Origin of the sequence: Arthrobacter sp. KNU40 (assembly GCF_051515115.1) — a bacterium.
GTDB lineage: Bacteria > Actinomycetota > Actinomycetes > Actinomycetales > Micrococcaceae > Arthrobacter.
Map to the genome: position 1 here is coordinate 872,016 of NZ_CP195850.1, position 17,051 is coordinate 889,066.

At 63.7% G+C, this 17,051-nt stretch carries 12 protein-coding genes; 2 read left to right on the forward strand and 10 right to left on the reverse strand.

The features are described from left to right. The first annotated feature begins 39 nt into the window (after window positions 1-39). Window positions 40-1,173, forward strand: a complete 1,134-nt coding sequence (locus tag ACSKT0_RS04190) for an LOG family protein (protein WP_437772639.1) — start codon at window positions 40-42, stop codon at window positions 1,171-1,173. A gap of 162 nt (window positions 1,174-1,335) precedes the next feature. On the opposite strand, the gene ACSKT0_RS04195 is transcribed toward ACSKT0_RS04190, so the two are convergent. The 10 genes from ACSKT0_RS04195 to ACSKT0_RS04240 form a co-directional block, all read right to left on the reverse strand. Beyond that, complete coding sequence (locus tag ACSKT0_RS04195) at window positions 1,336-2,163, reverse strand: IclR family transcriptional regulator (protein WP_437772640.1); 828 nt, start codon at window positions 2,161-2,163, stop codon at window positions 1,336-1,338. Window positions 2,164-2,284: 121 nt separating this feature from the next. After that, window positions 2,285-3,541, reverse strand: a complete 1,257-nt coding sequence (locus ACSKT0_RS04200; protein ID WP_437772641.1) for an aminopeptidase P family protein — start codon at window positions 3,539-3,541, stop codon at window positions 2,285-2,287. Window positions 3,542-3,572: 31 nt separating this feature from the next. After that, on the reverse strand, window positions 3,573-4,979 hold the full coding sequence (locus tag ACSKT0_RS04205) for an MFS transporter (protein WP_437772642.1): 1,407 nt from the start codon (window positions 4,977-4,979) through the stop codon (window positions 3,573-3,575). Between the two features lie 293 nt (window positions 4,980-5,272). After that, window positions 5,273-6,247 carry an ABC transporter substrate-binding protein gene (locus ACSKT0_RS04210; protein WP_437772643.1) on the reverse strand — a complete coding sequence of 325 codons (975 nt, stop codon included), beginning with the start codon at window positions 6,245-6,247 and terminating at the stop codon, window positions 5,273-5,275. A gap of 38 nt (window positions 6,248-6,285) precedes the next feature. Further along, window positions 6,286-8,319 (reverse strand): ABC transporter permease, encoded by a 2,034-nt coding sequence (locus tag ACSKT0_RS04215; protein ID WP_437772644.1) that lies wholly within the window; start codon window positions 8,317-8,319, stop codon window positions 6,286-6,288. Further along, window positions 8,319-9,353, reverse strand: coding sequence for a quaternary amine ABC transporter ATP-binding protein (locus ACSKT0_RS04220; RefSeq protein ID WP_437772645.1), 1,035 nt, complete (start codon window positions 9,351-9,353; stop codon window positions 8,319-8,321). The genes ACSKT0_RS04215 and ACSKT0_RS04220 overlap by 1 nt, the downstream gene beginning before the upstream one ends. Then, window positions 9,350-10,870: an aldehyde dehydrogenase family protein gene (locus ACSKT0_RS04225; protein WP_437772646.1), complete on the reverse strand. Its 1,521-nt coding sequence runs from the start codon at window positions 10,868-10,870 to the stop codon at window positions 9,350-9,352. The genes ACSKT0_RS04220 and ACSKT0_RS04225 overlap by 4 nt, the downstream gene beginning before the upstream one ends. Window positions 10,871-10,878: 8 nt before the next feature. Continuing rightward, window positions 10,879-12,618: a choline dehydrogenase gene (gene betA / locus ACSKT0_RS04230; RefSeq protein WP_437772647.1), complete on the reverse strand. Its 1,740-nt coding sequence runs from the start codon at window positions 12,616-12,618 to the stop codon at window positions 10,879-10,881. Window positions 12,619-12,674: 56 nt separating this feature from the next. Then, a complete protein-coding gene (locus tag ACSKT0_RS04235) occupies window positions 12,675-15,182 on the reverse strand; it encodes a GcvT family protein (protein ID WP_437772648.1) in 2,508 nt (835 codons plus the stop codon). Between the two features lie 50 nt (window positions 15,183-15,232). Further along, entirely contained in the window at window positions 15,233-15,583 is a 351-nt protein-coding gene (locus ACSKT0_RS04240) for a bifunctional 3-phenylpropionate/cinnamic acid dioxygenase ferredoxin subunit (protein ID WP_078106204.1), read from the reverse strand. Between the two features lie 233 nt (window positions 15,584-15,816). On the opposite strand from ACSKT0_RS04240, the gene ACSKT0_RS04245 reads away from it, so the two are divergent. After that, window positions 15,817-17,013 carry an NAD(P)/FAD-dependent oxidoreductase gene (locus ACSKT0_RS04245; RefSeq protein WP_437772649.1) on the forward strand — a complete coding sequence of 399 codons (1,197 nt, stop codon included), beginning with the start codon at window positions 15,817-15,819 and terminating at the stop codon, window positions 17,011-17,013. Window positions 17,014-17,051: the final 38 nt, after the last annotated feature.

Here is a 17,051-nt window from a genome sequence, read left to right on the forward strand (position 1 = left end):
GCTCCTGCGCAACGGGAACCGCGGGCATACGCTGATGCCATGAATCCGTCCCGCGCCCTGACTCCTAGTCCCCGCACACTCGACATTGAGAGCGTCGCCCATTTCGACAGGCTTCTGGGCTCCGGGGCCGCAACGATGCACGGATGGCACGCCCAGTCGCTGGACTTGCGAGGCCGACGCGCGGACCTGGAGAGGCTCGACCCCCAAGGTGCCATCTTCCTGGGCTGTACCTTCGACGACGGCGTGGAGGACTCCCTGCGGAGCCGCGGCGCACTCATCTTTCCCAAGCTGCGCGGCGTGCCGTTCAACCCGTATCGGGGCAGCCTCTACAGCGCCGCCGAGCTATACGAGGACATTGACTCCACGGAGTACGAAGCCACCCTGGATGCCCAGGTCTACCACTGGAGCATCATGCCGGGGCAGCGGACCAGCCTGGACGCCACCCTCGCCGCCGCACTGCACGACCACGCCATCGGGGACGCCCTGGACGAACTCCTGGGCAACGGGGATTTCGCGGGGAACAAGATCGTGGGAGTCATGGGCGGGCACGTCGCGCAACGCGGAACACAGGAGTTCGAGGACGCGGCGCGGCTGGGCCGGCTCTTGGCGCTGTCCGGATTCACGGTAGCCACCGGGGGAGGCCCGGGGGCCATGGAAGCTGCCAATTTGGGCGCCTACTTGAGCGGACTGCCCGACGCCGAATTCGCCGCCGCGCTGAAGTCACTCGCGGCGGTGCCGGGTTTCCGCCCCTCGGTGACGGCCTGGGCGCGGGCGGCGGCCGCCGTCGTCGGGCACCACCCGAGCGGGACGATGTCACTGGGCATTCCCACCTGGTTTTACGGGCACGAGCCGCCCAACCTCTTCGCCACCCACATCGCCAAGTACTTCGCCAACTCCATGCGCGAAGCGATCCTGCTCGAGCTATGCAACGGCGGAATCCTCTTCCTTCCAGGCTCCGCCGGCACCGTGCAGGAAATCTTCCAGGACGCGTGCGAGAACTTCTACGGCGCCCCGGAAACCGTCACGCCCATGGTGCTCGTGGGGCGTGACCACTGGGAGCACAAGTATCCCGCGTGGCCCATGTTGCAGAGCCTCGCTGCGGGGAAAGTCATGGAGGGCCGAATCTTCCTGGTAGACACTGTCGAGGAGGCGCTCGCCGTCGTCGCGGGCTAACCGCTTGGTTATGGCGGCTCATAACGACAACTGCGTGGGCCCACACCGCCAGGGTTCCCTGGCCGTGGGGCCCCACCGGCGTGGGCCCCTGCCTGAGCTTGCGAAGGCTGGGAGCCGGTGGGGACTTGCGAGGCGAGGGTCGCGGTGGGGATTACTTGGGAGTTAGTGCGGGGCGCGGCCGCCCAGGCGCGTGGTGATTTTGCGGGCCGCATCCTGGCATGCCTCGCCGAGGCTGGCGAGCGTGTCCTGCGAGACCCGGAACTTTGGCGCCGGGATCAGGACGGAGGCAACGATGTCTCCACGGAGGTCAAAGACGGGGGAGGCAACGCCGACTTCTTCGATGGACGTTTCGCCGAAATTGAAGGCCCAGCCCCGCTCCACAGAATCCCGGAGCCTGAGCAGGTAGGCCTCGAGTGCTTCGTCGTCGAGGCCGGGCAATGTGATGGAGCCGCTGCGCAGGAGCTTGCGCACGCGGTCGGCGTCTTCGGCGGCAAGGAAGACCTGCACCGAGGAGCTGAGCGCCTCGTTATAGCGGGCACCCAACGGAGCGAGGTGCTTGACCTGGTGACGGCTGGCGATTTGCTCCACGCACATGGATTCGCTCCCGTTCCACACCATGAGGGCGCTCGTCTCGCCCGTCCGTTCGCTCAGTTCGCGCAGCACGGGATAGGCAACCCGGCGCTCTTCCAGCTCGGCAAGGAGCGGGCCGGCAAGGGCGATCATCCCCAGGCCCAGCCGGAATCGTCGGGATTCGGGGTCGCGTTCCACCAGGTGTTCTTGTTCGAAGGTTGCCAGGATCCGGGACACGGTGCTCTTGTGCAAGCCGATCCTGCCGGCGATCTCGGTGACGCCCAGCAAGGGCTCGTCGGCGGTGAAGCTGCGGAGCACGGCGATGGCGTTCTCGAGTACCGAAGCGCCCTTGGAGTCGCCGTTGGCCGGGGTTTCGCTCGTGGTTGCACGCTGTTCTGCACGCTGTTCTGCTGGGGTCATGATGGTCACTATATGGCTCTTTTTATTGGGACATGCCCAGCCTTCGCTTAGAGCAATGAGCATATGAGTCATATGTCCACTGCTCGGGCGCAAGGCCGGGCATGTCCATTGGAGGTGGGTGTCAGGCGCCGATGATGTTGTATTCCGGGCCGAACGGGAACTTGGTGATGTTCTCGGCACCGTCTTCACCGACCACCAGGATGTCGTGCTCACGGTAACCGCCGGCACCCGGCTGGCCGTCGAGGACCGTGATCATCGGTTCCATGGAGACCACCATTCCTGGCTCCAGAACGGTGTCGATGTCTTCGCGCAACTCCAGTCCGGCTTCGCGGCCGTAGTAGTGCGAGAGGACCCCGAAGGAGTGTCCGTAGCCGAAGGTGCGGTTGGCGAGCAGTCCATGCGAAACGTAGATTTCGTTGAGTTCTGCGGCGATGTCCTTGCAGACGGCGCCGGGCTTGATGAGTTCCAGTCCGCGCTTGTGCACCTCCACGTTGATGTTCCACAGTTCCAGGGAGCGGGCATCGGGTTCGCCGTAGAACAAGGTGCGCTCCAGGGCCGTGTAGTAGCCCGAGGTCATGGGGAAGCAGTTCAGCGACAGGATGTCGTGTTCCTGGATCTTGCGGGTGGTTGCCCAGTTGTGGGCGCCGTCCGTGTTGATGCCGGACTGGAACCAGACCCAGGTGTCGCGGATCTCGGAGTCGGGGAACGTCCGTGCGATCTCGTGGACCATGGCTTCCGTGCCGATCAGGGCCACCTCGTATTCGGTGATTCCGGCCGTGATGGCGTTGCGAATGGCCTCGCCGCCGAGGTCGCCGATCCGGGCGCCGTGCTTGATGACCTCGATTTCCTCGGAAGACTTGATCATGCGCTGGCGCATCGCGGCCTGGGCCACGTCCACAAGCGTCGCGCCGGAGAAGGCGGCCTGGATCTTGTTGCGGTTGTCCAGCGGAAGGGAATCGTCCTCGACACCCAGGCGCCGGACGTTGATCCCGCGGGTGCGCAGCACTTCCTGGATGCCGAAGATGTAGTTGTCCCGGCGCCAGTCCGTGTAGACGAGGTTTTCCCCGTAGCTGCGGCGCCACGGCATACCGGCGTCGATGTTGGCGGTGACAGTGACGGTGTCGTCGGCCGTGACCACCATGGCGTACGAGCGGCCGAAGTAGGTGAACAGGAAGTCGGAGTAGTACTTGATGGAGTGATAGCTGGTCAGGACAACGGCGTCCAGTTCCTTCTCGGCCATGATCCGGCGAAGACCGGCAAGGCGTCGTTCAAACTCTGCGTCGGAGAAGGTCAGGGAGACCTTCTCTCCGTTGTTGAGGACCTTGAGGCGCTCAAGCTTGGTGACGTCGCTTACGGCTTCATTCTCGGTGATGGTCATGGGTGGTGTTCCTTTCAATGGGTGGGTTGTTTCAGTCCTGCTGCAGGGGCTTCTTGGAAGTCTCCACAGCGAAGAGGACCGCGATGAGGGAGATGACGGCGGCCGCCACGAGGTACCAGCCGGGGGCCAGTTGGTTGTGGGTCAGGCCGATCAGGAGGGTTGCCATGAATGGGGCGGTACCGCCAAATAGGGCGTTGGAGAGATTGAAGCTGACGGCGAAGCCGCTGTAGCGGACCCTCGTGGGGAAGAGCTCGGCAAGGAAACTGGGCAGGGTGCCGTCGTTGAGCGTGAGCATTGCGCCCAACAGAATCTGCACCAGGACAATGACCAGGAAGTTACCGGTGTCGAGGAGCATGAACGCCGGAACAGTCAGCACCACGAACAGTACGGAAGCAGTGATGAGCATGCGCTTGCGGCCGAACTTGTCCGATGCGATCCCCGTCAAGAAAATGAATCCGATGTAGCTGAGGAGGGCAATGGTGGTGGCCAGGAACGATTCGGCTGCACCGAAGTGAAGCTCCTCGGAAAGGTACGTGGGCATGTAGCTGAGGATCACGTAGAAGCCGACGGCGTTGAGCAGCACGGCGCCCGTCGCGATGATGAGCTGCTTGCGGTACGTCTTGAACATCGCGAAGGCCGGCGCCTTGACCGCGGTGTCTTTCGCGGCCATTTCGCGGAATGCCGGTGTGTCCTCGAGTTTGGTGCGGATGTAGCGGCCGATCAGGCCCATCGGGGCGGCCAGGAGGAAGGGCAGGCGCCAGCCCCATTCGCCGAGCTGCTCGGCGCTCAGCACTGAGCTGAGCAGTGCCGCAAGGAGGGAACCGAGCAGCAGGCCTGCCGCTGTACTGGCAGGTACGACGGCGGCATAGAGTCCGCGCCGATTGGCCGGCGCATATTCCACCAGGAAGGCTGAGGCGCCTGCGTATTCGCCTGCTGCCGAGAAGCCCTGGACAACGCGGACGAGCAGCAGGAGGACTGGTGCCATGACGCCGATGGTGTTGTAGCCGGGGATCAGGGCGATGCAGAACGTTGCCACGGACATAAGCACGATCGACAGCGAGAGTGCCTGTTTCCGTCCGAGCCGGTCACCGATGTGGCCCCATATGAATCCGCCCAGTGGACGGACAAAGAAGGAGACGGCAAAGACGCCAAACGTGGCGAGCAGGGCGGTCTGCCGGTCCGATGCGGGGAAGAAGACAGTCGAGATAATGCCGGCAAGGTAGCCGTAGACGGCGTAGTCGAACCATTCGACGAAGTTGCCGATGAAGCTTGCAGTGATGACGCGGCGGCGGGTGTCCTTGCTGACCGTGTGGTTGCCGGCTGGCTTTGACGGGCCGCCCGGGATGGCTGTCGCATCGGGAAGCTCGCCGGATCCGCCTTTGGATCCGGCATGAGCGCTTCCCGGGATTGCTGCCACGGAGGATGTTTCGTTTTTCATGAATCCACCAAGAATTTTGGGGTTGCATTCAACGCAACGCTGTTGCACCAGAATAGATGTGTTGTGCATCACCGTCAAGGGTCTCCGGTTTCCGCCCAACTGACTCGCACTTGTTGTCGTTTTCTGGGGGCTAAACGACAACAAATGCGAGTCAGTTGGGGAGTGTGGCGAAGGTGGGGTGCGTCAGCAGCAACGATGTTGCGTGAAATGAGTGAGGGGGTGTCCCGGAAAGCACAAAGAAGCTCCCCGGATCCAAGGATCCGGGGAGCTTCAAGGTGAGACCGGGAGAAAGACTATTTGAGCCAGGCGGCCACCACATCAGGGTGGGCATCCACCCATTTCTTGGCAGCGGCATCGGGCTTCATGCCGCCCTGGATGTCCGTTGCTACGGAGTTCTGGTCCGCGTTGGTCCATGAGAAGGCCTTGAGCAGTTTCGCGGCGGGAGAACCGCTGTCCGCGAACTTTTTGGCCATCACTTTGTTCAGTTTGTAATCGGGGTAGTCACAGGCCACCTTCTCGGCGTCGGCATCGCAGCCCGGGGTGTAGGCGGGCAGGCTGACCTTCTTGAGGGGGACCTCGGAAAGGAACCATTGCGGTTCGTAGAAGTAGCCCAGCAGCGGTGTCTTGTTCTTCTCCGCCGTACGGAAGGACTGGATCAGGGCTGCTTCCGAACCGGAGAAGACCACTTTGTAGTCGAGGCCAAGGTTCTTGACGAGGGCTTCATCGTTGGTCACGAACGCCGGGTCGCCGTCCAGCACCTGGCCCTTGCCGCCGGATTCGGAGGTGGCAAGGATGGACGCGTATTTGTTCAGGTTTTTGCTGTCCAGGATGTCCGGGTATTTCTGGGCCATCCATGGTGGTACGTACCAGCCGATGTGCCCTTCATTGCCCGTGGGGCCGGCGTCCACCGCTACTTTTTGGTCCGTGATGTACTGCTTCGTGAGGTCCGCGTGACCCCAGTTCTCAAGGATCACATCGACTTCACCGGAACCAAAGCCTTGCCAGGAAATCTGCTCCGACAGGTCCTTCTGGACTACTGTGCAACCGAGCTTGTTCTGCGCGATGTAGCTATAGACGGCCGCATTTGCCGTGTAGCCGACCCACGCGTTGAGGGCGACATTGACGGTTCCACAGGGCGTATTCGAGGAGCCTGCGGCTGCCGCTTGGTTCACGGAAGCGCCTCCGCAGCCAGCAAGCAAGAGGGCTGCAGTAACGGTTCCGGCCAATACGGGAATTGTTCGTTTCAAAAGCTGTCTGGTTCTACTCATGGTTGGGGTCTCCTTGTTGGGGGGTAAGCGGTGAGGAATTAGTGCGCGCTCGATTTTGCTGAGCGGATTTCACGGACGGGGTCGGCTGCGGCGGCCTGGGTCATGCGGTCCAGCAGGATGCCGAGGAAGACGATGGCCAGGCCGGCGGCAAGGCCCTTGCCGAACAGCGAGCTTTGGACAAAGCCGGCGACGACGTCATACCCGAGGCCACCTGCGCCCACGAGCGCACCGACCACAACCATGGCGAGGACATAGATCAGGCCTTGGTTGGCTGCGAGGGCCAGGGATTTCCTGGCCATCGGGAGTTGGACCTTGGTGATGACCTGCCAGGGCGTGGAGCCGCTGGATACCGCAGCCTCCATGACGGTGGGGGAGATCGCTGCGATTCCGTCGGCCGTGATCTTGATGGCCACAGGCGCAGCGTAGATGATGCCGGCGACGATCGCAGTGAACCTGGTTGCGCCGAAGAGGCCTAGGAACGGAACCAAATAGACAAAGGCGGGCATAGTCTGGCCCGCATCCAGCATGGGCCGCATCATCTGGTCCACCTTGCTGGACCTGCCCATCGCCACACCGAAGACGATGCCCAGCACCATGACCACGGCCGTGGCAACAAGGGTGCTGGCGAGGGTGACCATGGCATCGCTCCACAGGCCCAGGTAAATGATGACGCCCAGGCATGAGGCCGTGACCAATGCCAGCTTCCAACCGCCGAGTGCGCAAGCCGCAATGAGGACAACCGCGACCAGGAGGTAGAAGGGGGTCTCGGCCAGAAGGGATTGGAACGGGTTGAGGATTCCGTTGGTCAGCGCCTCGCGGAAGGACACTGTAAAAAGGGAGAGATTCGTCTGCAGCCATTCGCTCGCGGCACTTACTCCGCTGACGATGTCCGGGCCAAAGTTGAGGTTCTTCGGAAAGGCCGCGGCCCAGAGCATCGTGCGGGAGAGCTGGACCATGACTAGGGCAACAAGAAGGCTGACGGCGAGCAGGATGTATCTGCTTCTCCGCGATATACGGCGCTTGCGGGCTGCCCCGGGTTCGGCCCGGCGGCTGGCAGCCGTGGTGACCCGGTCCAGCACGATGGCCAAGAGGACAATCGACAGGCCGGCGTTGACTGCTGTCCCGACGTCGAGTGATTGCAGGGCACGCACAACCACTTGTCCCAGCCCCGGAGCCGCGATCAGCGCTGCGATGGTAACCATCGACAAAGCAGCCATGGTGCTTTGATTGATCCCCATCACAATGGTGCGCCGTGCCAAAGGGAGTTGGAGGGTCAGCAGTCGCTGCAACCCCGTGGTGCCCAAGGAGTCGGATGCTTCCCTGGTGTTTTCCGGGATGTTCCGGATTCCGTGCGCGGTCAGCCGGATGAGCGGAGGCACCGCGTAGATCACCGTGGCGATTACCGCGGAGGCAGGGCCGATCAGGAAGATGAGGGCCAAAGGTGCCAGATAGACGAACGTGGGGAGGATTTGCATGAAGTCGAGGACCGGAGTGATTACTTGGGAGACCCTCCCGGAGATCCCGGCCAAGACTCCGAGCGGAAGTCCGATCAGGAGGCTGAACAGCACGGCTGTGAGGACGAGGGCGAAGGTGTAAGCCGCTTCAACAAACAGCCCCTGGAGGCCGAAGAACACGAAGGCCGCCGTGGTCAGCAAGGCTACCCGGGCGTTGCCCACCGCGAAAGCGATCCAGCTGAGCAACGCGACGGTTCCCAGCCAGCCGATTTCCGGCAGGCGAAGCCCGGTGGAGCTGGCGGCGAAAATACCGATGAACAGGTTTGCGACCGCGTCCACGGCGGCCCGGAGGGGAGTGAAGACGTATTGGAAGACTGGATTGTCCGCACGGTTCGCGGCCACCCAGGCATTGAATTGGTTGAGCGAGCGGTGGAGGTCAGTCAGCTCCGACGCCGGCAGCGTGAGTGTCGCGGTGCCGTGGAGGATCAGGTATCCAACAAGCCAGACGACGCCGGCCCCGACCAGAAGCAGGGTGCGGCGGCTGAGCCGTTTGCGCGGTGGGCGGACGGAAACGTGACCGGTCTGAACCGGGGCGCGATCGCGAACGAGAGTGGACATCACGCCGCAACTTCCGTGCTGCGGATGACCGACAAGATGCTGTCGCGGTCGATCTGGCCGGTGATCTTGCCGGAGTCTTCCACCAGGATAGGACACGATGAGTTCATGACGGTGGGAATTGCGTCGCGGATGATCATGCCTGCACTCAGGACAGGAGCATCCCCGGGAGTGCCCAAAGCCACAGGATCGGTGATCCACTTGAGCGTCAGGACATCCGCGCGCGGTACTTCGGAGACGAAGTCGGCAATGTACTTGTCCGCAGGCGATCCGACGAGATCATCGCCTGTGCCGCATTGGACCGTCTCCCCGTTCCGCATGATCAGGATGCGGTCCCCGAGTTTGAGCGCTTCCGAAAGGTCGTGGGTGACGAACACCATCGTCTTGCCCATCTCTTTGTGCAGCCGGATGACTTCCGCCTGCATGTCGCGTCGGATGAGCGGGTCCAGAGCCGAGAAGGGTTCGTCAAAGAGGATGGTGTCCGGATCGCCTGCCAAAGCGCGACCCAATCCGACGCGCTGCTGCATTCCACCGGAGAGTTGGTCAGGGAAATGCTGCTCGTATCCCGTGAGTCCCACGAGGTCGATGATTTCGCGGGACCTGGCGTAGCGCTCGTTCTTGGCGGCGCCGCGGACCTGCAACCCGTAGGACACATTGTCCAACACGGTTCGGTGCGGCAGGAGGCCGAAATGCTGGAAGACCATGGACATTTTCCGCCGGCGCAGCTCCCGAAGCTCAGTGGTTCCTGCCTGCGTTACGTCCTTGCCGTCCACGAGGACACTTCCCGACGTCGGTTCGATCAGCCGGGTGAGGCACCGGATCAGGGTGGACTTTCCGGATCCGGACAGGCCCATGACGACGAACACCTCGCCCTTCGCGACGTCGAAGTTCATGTCCCGCACGGCAGCATTGCAGCCGGTACGTTCAAGCAATTCGGCGGAGCTCAACGCCGAGAGTTCGGGATCCTTGGGGATCTTCTCACCTCCGGGTCCGAAGACCTTCCAGAGGTTGCGCACTGATATGTCAGGACTGCTCATTGCTGTACTCCTGCCTGTGGCGGCTCGAACCAATGGCTGGGCCCGGGGCTGATGTTTTGCCAGATGTGCTTTGTTTCCCGGTATTCGGCCAAGCCCGCGAGCCCCAATTCGCGGCCGTTGCCGGACTGTCCGAAGCCGCCCCATTCGGCCTGCGGAACGTACGGGTGGTAGTCGTTGATCCAGACCGTCCCGTGGCGCAATGCTTCGGAAACTCGCTGGGCCTTCGAAGCGTCCGCCGTCCACACTGCTCCGGCGAGCCCGTAGACCGTGTCGTTGGCCAGTCGGATAGCTTCTTCCTCGGTGGTGAACGTTTCCACCGTCATGACGGGGCCAAAGGATTCCTCCTGGACCACGCGCATCGAGGTCTTGCAGCCGTCCAACACGGTGGGCGGGTAGAAACTGCCACCAGCCAGCTCCGGGCTGTCCGGAATGACGCCCCCGCACAGCAGCCGGGCGCCCTCCGCGACCCCGGCCTGCACGTAGGCGTGGACCTTGTCCCGGTGGGCCGTGGAGATCAGCGGACCGGTCTGGGCTTCCTGGTCAAAGGGGCCGCCCAGCCGGATCCGGCGTGCACGGTGGACCACTTCGGCCACGAACTCGTCGTGAATGGATTCTTCGACAATGAGCCGGGCCCCGGCAGAGCAAACCTGGCCCGAATTAAGGAAGACGGCCGTCAAGGCGTTGTCGATCGCGGCCTCCCGGTCGGCGCCGGCGAAGACCACGTTCGGGTTCTTGCCGCCAAGCTCGAGGGCCACGCGCTTGACCGTCTGCGCAGCAGCCACCATGATCCGCTTGCCGGTTTCCAGTCCGCCGGTGAAGGAGACCAGGTCGACCCGGGGATCCGAACTGAGCACAGCCCCCACTTCCGGTCCCGTTCCCGTCACGAGGTTCGCGACGCCGTCGGGCACGCCTGCTTCCCGCAGGGTGTCCATGAGCAGGACGGATGTCGAAGGCGTCAACTCACTGGGCTTGAGGACAAAGGTGTTCCCGGCAAGCAGTGCCGGTGCAACCTTCCACGAAGCCTGCAGGAGCGGATAGTTCCACGGCGTGATGAGGCCGCAGACGCCCACCGGTGCATGGACGACCCTGCTGATGGCGCCGGGACGGCCGGTATCGATCACGCGGCCCGCGTCCGTGCCTGCCACGCTGCCGTAGTAGCGGAAGCAGGCTATGACGTCGTCGATGTCGTATTCGGCTTCGACAAGGCGCTTGCCGGTATCGAGGGCTTCGGCCGCGGCGTATGCGGCCTTGTCCCGCAGCAGCAGCTCGGCCACGCGGAGCAGGATCGTGCCGCGTTCCAGTTCCGGCGTGTTCGGCCAGCCGCCGTCGTCGAACGCCTTCCGGGCGCTCGCCACAGCGGCCTCGGCATCGGCCGGGGTGCACTCCGCGACGTCGGCAACGTGCGTACCGTCCGCCGGGCAGCTGATGCTCCGGATGCCTCCGCTGGACTGCTGCCACCCGCCGCCGACGTAGCTGCCACGCACCGTGTGGATCTGTGAAAGTTGTGGGCTGTTCATGCCGCTCCTTAGTTCCTTGCCGAAGTGGCCTCGGGCTGGCTTAGACTGTCCCGAACCGGCCCGCCCGCACCCTGAACCGTGCCGTGCCGGTAGAACTCGGCGGCGATCGGAGCGAGGGGTTTGCGGCCCTGGATCAAGTCCGCAGCTTTCTCGGCCAGCATCATGACCGGCGCGTAGATGTTTCCGTTGGTCACGTAGGGCATTGCCGAAGCGTCAGCCACCCGCAGGCCCGATGTGCCGTGCACCCGCATGCTGAGCGGGTCCACCACGGCCATGGGATCGGTGGCCGGGCCCATCTTGGCTGTGCAGGATGGGTGCAGGGCGGTTTCGGCGTCGCGGGCTACCCAGTCGAGGATTTCCTCGTCGGTCTGGACGGCGGGGCCGGGGGAGAGCTCGCCGCCATTGAAAGGCGCCATGGCAGACTGCTCCAGGATGTTCCGGGAAATCCGGATGGCTTCCACCCACTCGCGCCGGTCCTGCTCCGTGGAAAGGTAGTTGAACTTCATGGACGGGTGGGCGGTTGGATCCGTTGAGGTGATCTTCAGGCTGCCGCGGGCATCGGAATACATGGGCCCGATGTGCACTTGGTAGCCATGCTTGGCATCGGCCTTCTGGCCGTCGTAGCGGACGGCCACCGGGAGGAAGTGGAACATCAGGTTGGGGTAGGCAACGTCCTCGTTGGAGCGGACGAACCCGCCCCCTTCGAAGTGGTTGGTGGCCGCAGGCCCCTTGCGCCCGAATAGCCACTGCAGGCCGATCCACGGATAGCGCCACAGGCTCAGGCTTGGCTGCATGGACACCGGCTGGGTGCAGGCGTGCTGGATGTAGACCTCCAGGTGATCCTGCAGGTTTTCGCCGACGCCGGGGAGGTCAACTACAGGCTTGATGCCCAGGGACTTGAGGTGCGTGGAGTCCCCGACGCCGGACAACTGCAGGAGCTGCGGGGTGTTGATGGCTCCTCCGCACAGGACGACTTCCTGGGCGTCCACGCTGTGCTGCTTGCCGTTGCGTCGGTAGCTGACGCCCGTGGCCCTGACCTCGGAAGTTCCGATGCCGTCGAAGTTGATTTTCGATACGAGGGCCCGGGTCCTTACGGTGAGGTTGGGCCGGTCCAGGTGTGGCCGCAAGTAGGCACGCGACGCGGAGAGCCGCTGGCCCTTGTGCACATTGCGGTCGAAGGGCCCGAAGCCCTCCTGCCGGTACCCGTTGACATCGTTGGTCCGCGCGAATCCGGCTTGTTGGGCGGCGCGGAAGAAAGCCTGGAAGAGGGGATTGCGCGCCGGGCCGCGTTCAAGGACCAACGGTCCGTTGTGTCCTCGCAGCTCATCGTCGGGATCCGCGGCGAGGGCGGTCTCCATACGGTTGAAGTACGGGAGGCAGTGGGCGAAGTCCCAGGTTTCCATCCCGGCGTCGGCTCCCCAGCGTTCGTAGTCCAAAGGGTTGCCGCGCTGGAAGATCATGCCGTTGATGGAACTCGATCCTCCCAAAACCTTGCCGCGGGTGTGGGCGATCCGGCGTCCGTGCATGTGCGGCTCGGGGTCGGATTGGTAGCGCCAGTCGTAGAACCTGTTCCCGCTGGGGAACGTGAGTGCTGCGGGCATTTGGATGAACAGGTCCCAGGGGTAGTCGCTGCGGCCAGCCTCCAGGACCAGGACGGTCTTGGTGCGGTCGGCGCTCAACCTCTCCGCCAGCACCGATCCGGCGCTGCCCCCACCCACAATGACGTAATCAAACTTTTCGTTGGCCATTACTTGAACTCCTTTGAAGTGATCCCCATTGCTGTGTCCGGTAGCCGGGAGCGGTGTCAGCCGCGCAGCTTTTCCATGGTTGGATCCACGAGGGGATCCGGGGAGATGGTGGCCGGGATCCGTTTGCCGAAGTATTCGATCTCGACGGCGTCACCCTCGCCCGCCTCGGCGGGCAGCCAAGCGTAGGCGATGGGCTTCCGGACGGTGTAGCCGTAGGCGGCGCTTGTGACGTAGCCGGAAGGCTCTCCCCGGTAATAGACAGGTTCCTTGCCCAACACGACGGACGTGCCGTCGTCGACGGTCAGGCAACGCAGGCGCCGGTTGACGGGCAGTTCGCGGCGGGCTTTGAGGGCCTCGGCGCCGACGTATCCTTCCTTGTCCTTGCCGACGGAGAAGCCAAGGCCGGACTGGAAGGGCTCGTGTTCCGGGGTCACGTCGGTACCCCATAGCCGGTAGCCCTTCTCAAGGCGCAGGCTGTTGAACGCGCCGCGGCCGGCCGCGATGATGCCCTGCTCCTGGCCGGCCTCGAACAACAAGTCCCAGAGCCTTTGGCCGTTTTCCGCCGTCGTGTACAGCTCCCAGCCCAACTCGCCTACGTAGGAGAGCCGCATCGCGGTGACCGGGATCCCGCCGATCCGGACCTTTTTGGTGCGGAAGTACTTCAAACCGTCGTTGCTGAAGTCGTCATCGCTGACCTTGGCGATGACCTCGCGGGCCAGCGGTCCCCAAAGCCCCACACAACATGTGGAGCCGGTGATGTCGCGGACCTGGACCCACTGGGTGACGTCCCCGGCAGTCTGCTTGCGGGCCTCGGTGGTGAAGTAGTCGAAGTCGATGTTGCCGTTCGCGCCCACCTGGAACGTCGTCTGATCCAGCCGGGCCACAGTGATGTCGCTGCGGATGCCGCCGTCGTCGTTGAGGAGCAGGCAGTACGTCACCGCACCCGGCTTCTTGTCGACTTTCCCGGCGCTGAGGCGCTGCAAGAGGGTTACGGCGCCCGGGCCGGAAACCTCCAGCCGCTTGAGCGGCGTCATGTCATAGAGCGCGACGGCGGTGCGCGTCTTCCACGCTTCGGCGGCGGAAATGGGGGAGTGGAACATCCCGGCCCAGGGCTCGCGCTCCGGCGCACGCCATTCTTCGGGGAGCACTTCCAGTAGGCCGCGGTTGGCCTCGAACCAGTGCGGGCGCTCCCAACCCTGGGCTTCGAGGAAAAATGCCCCGAGCTCCTTCTGCCGGGCATTGAACGGGCTCAAGCGCAGCTCGCGCGGAGAGATCCTCGGCTGCAGCGGGTGCAGGACATCGTAGATCTCGACGAAGTTCTGTTGCGAGGTTTCGCTGACGTAGCTCTCCGCAGTCTGGATTTCCTCGAACCGGGAGACCTCGCATTCGTGGAGCGGGATGCGGGCCTGGCCTTCGATGAGGCGTTCCGCCAGGGCTCGGGCCACGCCGGCAGAGTGTGTCACCCAGACGGCCTCGGCCACGAAGAACCCTTCAACATCCTTGGACTCGCCGACGAGGGGACCGCCGTCGGGGGTGAACGAGAAGATCCCGTTGAAGCCATCGGCAATCCGGGCGCCGGCGAGTGCAGGAAGGAGTTCCTTGGAGTCTTCCCAGCACGGCAGGAAGTCTTCTTCCGTGAACGGCAAGCGGGACGGCATCCGGTGCTCGGACATGTCTCCGGCGGCAACCTCGGGCAGCTCCCGGAGGTCCACGGGCATGGGCTTGTGGGCGTAGGAGCCGATGCCTATCCGGTCCCCGTGCTCGCGGTAATAGAGGTCCTTGTCCTGGTGGCGGAGGATGGGCATCCAGGCGCCGTTGCCCGGGTCAAGCAGCCGCGAGGCATCGTTCCGGCCCACGAGCTCAGGCACGGAGGTGGTCTTGACGTACTGGTGGGCGAGGGGGAGGAGCGGCACGGACATGCCCACCATGGCTCCGATCCTGGGTCCCCAGAACCCGGCGCAGGAAACTACGATGTCAGCCGGGATCACGCCGTCGGGCGTTTCGACGCCGGTGACTTTGCCTCCGGACTGTTCAATTCCGGTGACGGGAGTGGAACCGCGGAACGTGACCCCTGCGGCGCTCGCCTTGGCGATGAGCAGGCCGACGGCGCGGGCCGCGGAAGCCAGGCCGTCGGTGGGGACGTAGAGACCGCCGAGGACCTTTTCCTGGTTGAGCAGGGGGTAGTGCTTGGCGCACTCGTCCGGATCGATGAGCCGGCCTTCGACACCCCACGACGCCGTGTAGCCCAGCTTGCGCTTGAGGTCCTCCAAGCGCTCCGGAGTGGTTGCCACTTCGAGGCCGCCCACCTGGTTGAAGCAGGACACACCGGATTCGCTGAGCGAGAGCAGCTTGTCCACGGTGTAGGACGCGAATTGGGTCATGGCCTTGGAAGCGTTGGTCTGGAACACGAGGCCGGGGGCGTGCGAAGTTGAGCCGCCCGCCAACGTCAACGGTCCCTGCTCGACCACTGTGATGTTGGTCCAGCCGCGGGTGGACAGCTCATCCGCGAGATTGGCGCCGACGATGCCGGCTCCGATGATGACGACACGGGGTGTTGTGGACATGCGGGAAGCTCCTGAATTAAGAGATGTGGAAGTTTGGGGCTCGCCGGACCCTAGACGTGGCCGTCGACGGTCAACCCGGGTGGGAGGTTGGGGGCGTCTTCGGATTCTTTGACCATGATCTGGCCGTCCACTACCAGGACTTCGTGGACCCTGATGGGCAATTTCGCGGGAGGCGCGTCGGCGGCTCCCGTGCGCAGGTTGAACTTTGAAGCATGAAGGGGGCACTCGACCCAGCAGTCCTCTACCCAGCCGTCGGCGAGTGAGGCGTCTTGGTGGGTGCAAGTGTCGTCGAGGGCGAAGAGTTCGCCCTCTTCGGTGTGGAATACGGCAATGGGCGGAGAGGTCTCGAGTCGAATCGCGTCCCCCGGAGCCAACGAGCTAAGCGGGCAAGCACTGTGCATCTCACGAACCTTCTTTCACCGGGCTGACCGAAACCTGTCGGGCGGTTGTCTCATGATCAACGCTGACCACAATACGCAACAGAGTGATTGACCTCACAGCGCCTTGTCAAGGGGTTTAATTTCTTGCGCGGATTCCTTGACACGCGATGTGAAGTCCGTCACGCTTTTTCGCATAATGAAGTTTGTTGCGTATTGCGCAATAAACTTCCGAACGGCTCTGCGAGGAGGAAGCCATGGAGACATTGGCGATCGTGGGTGCATCACTGGCGGGTCTTTCCGCCGCCCGCGCTGCCCGGGCGCAGGGTTTTTCCGGCCGGTTGCTCATCATTGGCGATGAGCAACAGCGGCCGTATGACCGCCCGCCCCTGTCCAAGGAGTTCCTGGCAGGAAAGATCGGTGTCAAGCACGTCATGTTGGAAGCTGGGGAGGCGGGAGCAGATGACCCGCTCCAGGCCGAATGGCTGCTGGGCTCGCCGGCACGAAGCTTTCACGCCGCCACCAGGACCCTCACACTAGGCGACGGACGCACCCTGGTGGCTGACGGCGTCGTGATTGCCACAGGAGCTTCAGCCCGCACACTGCCTGAACTAGCGGGCCTGTCCAACGTGTTTACGCTGCGGACACTCCAGGATGCGCAGGATCTGGCGCCGGAACTCGTTGCCGGCAGCCGCCTGTTGGTTGTGGGTGCAGGCTTTATCGGAGCGGAAGTCGCATCGACAGCCAAGGGCTTGGGAATGGACGTAACCATTATCTGCAACACCGAAGTGCCGCTTAGCGCTCCGCTCGGTCCGGAGATGGCTGCCGTCATGGCCACGCTCCACGGGATCAATGGAGTGGAGCTGATTTGTGACACGGGAATCGACTCGTATTACAGCTACGAAGGAAATGTGACCGGTGTCCGGCTCAGCAACGGACAGTACCGCTCCGCCGACGTCGTACTCCTCGGAATCGGTGCGGTCCCCAATGTCGGTTGGCTGGCCGGTTCGGGGTTGGCGATCGACGACGGTGTCATGTGCGACTCAATGGGCCGGACCAACGTCCCCGGCGTGGTTGCCGTGGGAGACTGTGCGGCCTGGTTCGACGAACGCGGCGGGCGGCACCACCGCGTGGAGCATTGGAGCGGCGCCCAGGAACGTGCCGCCCTTGCCGTGACCGGGCTCTTGGATCACTCAGCAGCACCCCAACCGCTCAACCTGCCGTACTTCTGGTCTGAACAGTACGGAGTGACGCTCCAGTTCGCCGGCCACGCGCGTGACGCAGAGCGCGTCGAGATCGAGGCGGGGCAGCTCGAGAACCACAGTTTCCTGGCCGTGTACTACCGGGGCGAAGAACCGGTGGGCGTTCTGGGTGTGAACCAGCCGCGTCTGTTCACCCGATGGCGCCGGCAACTCAACGCCCGCAACGCCCCGCCCGTCCTGGCAACCCCTTAGACACCCCTCAAGCCCCACCGCTTTCATCACTGGATAGG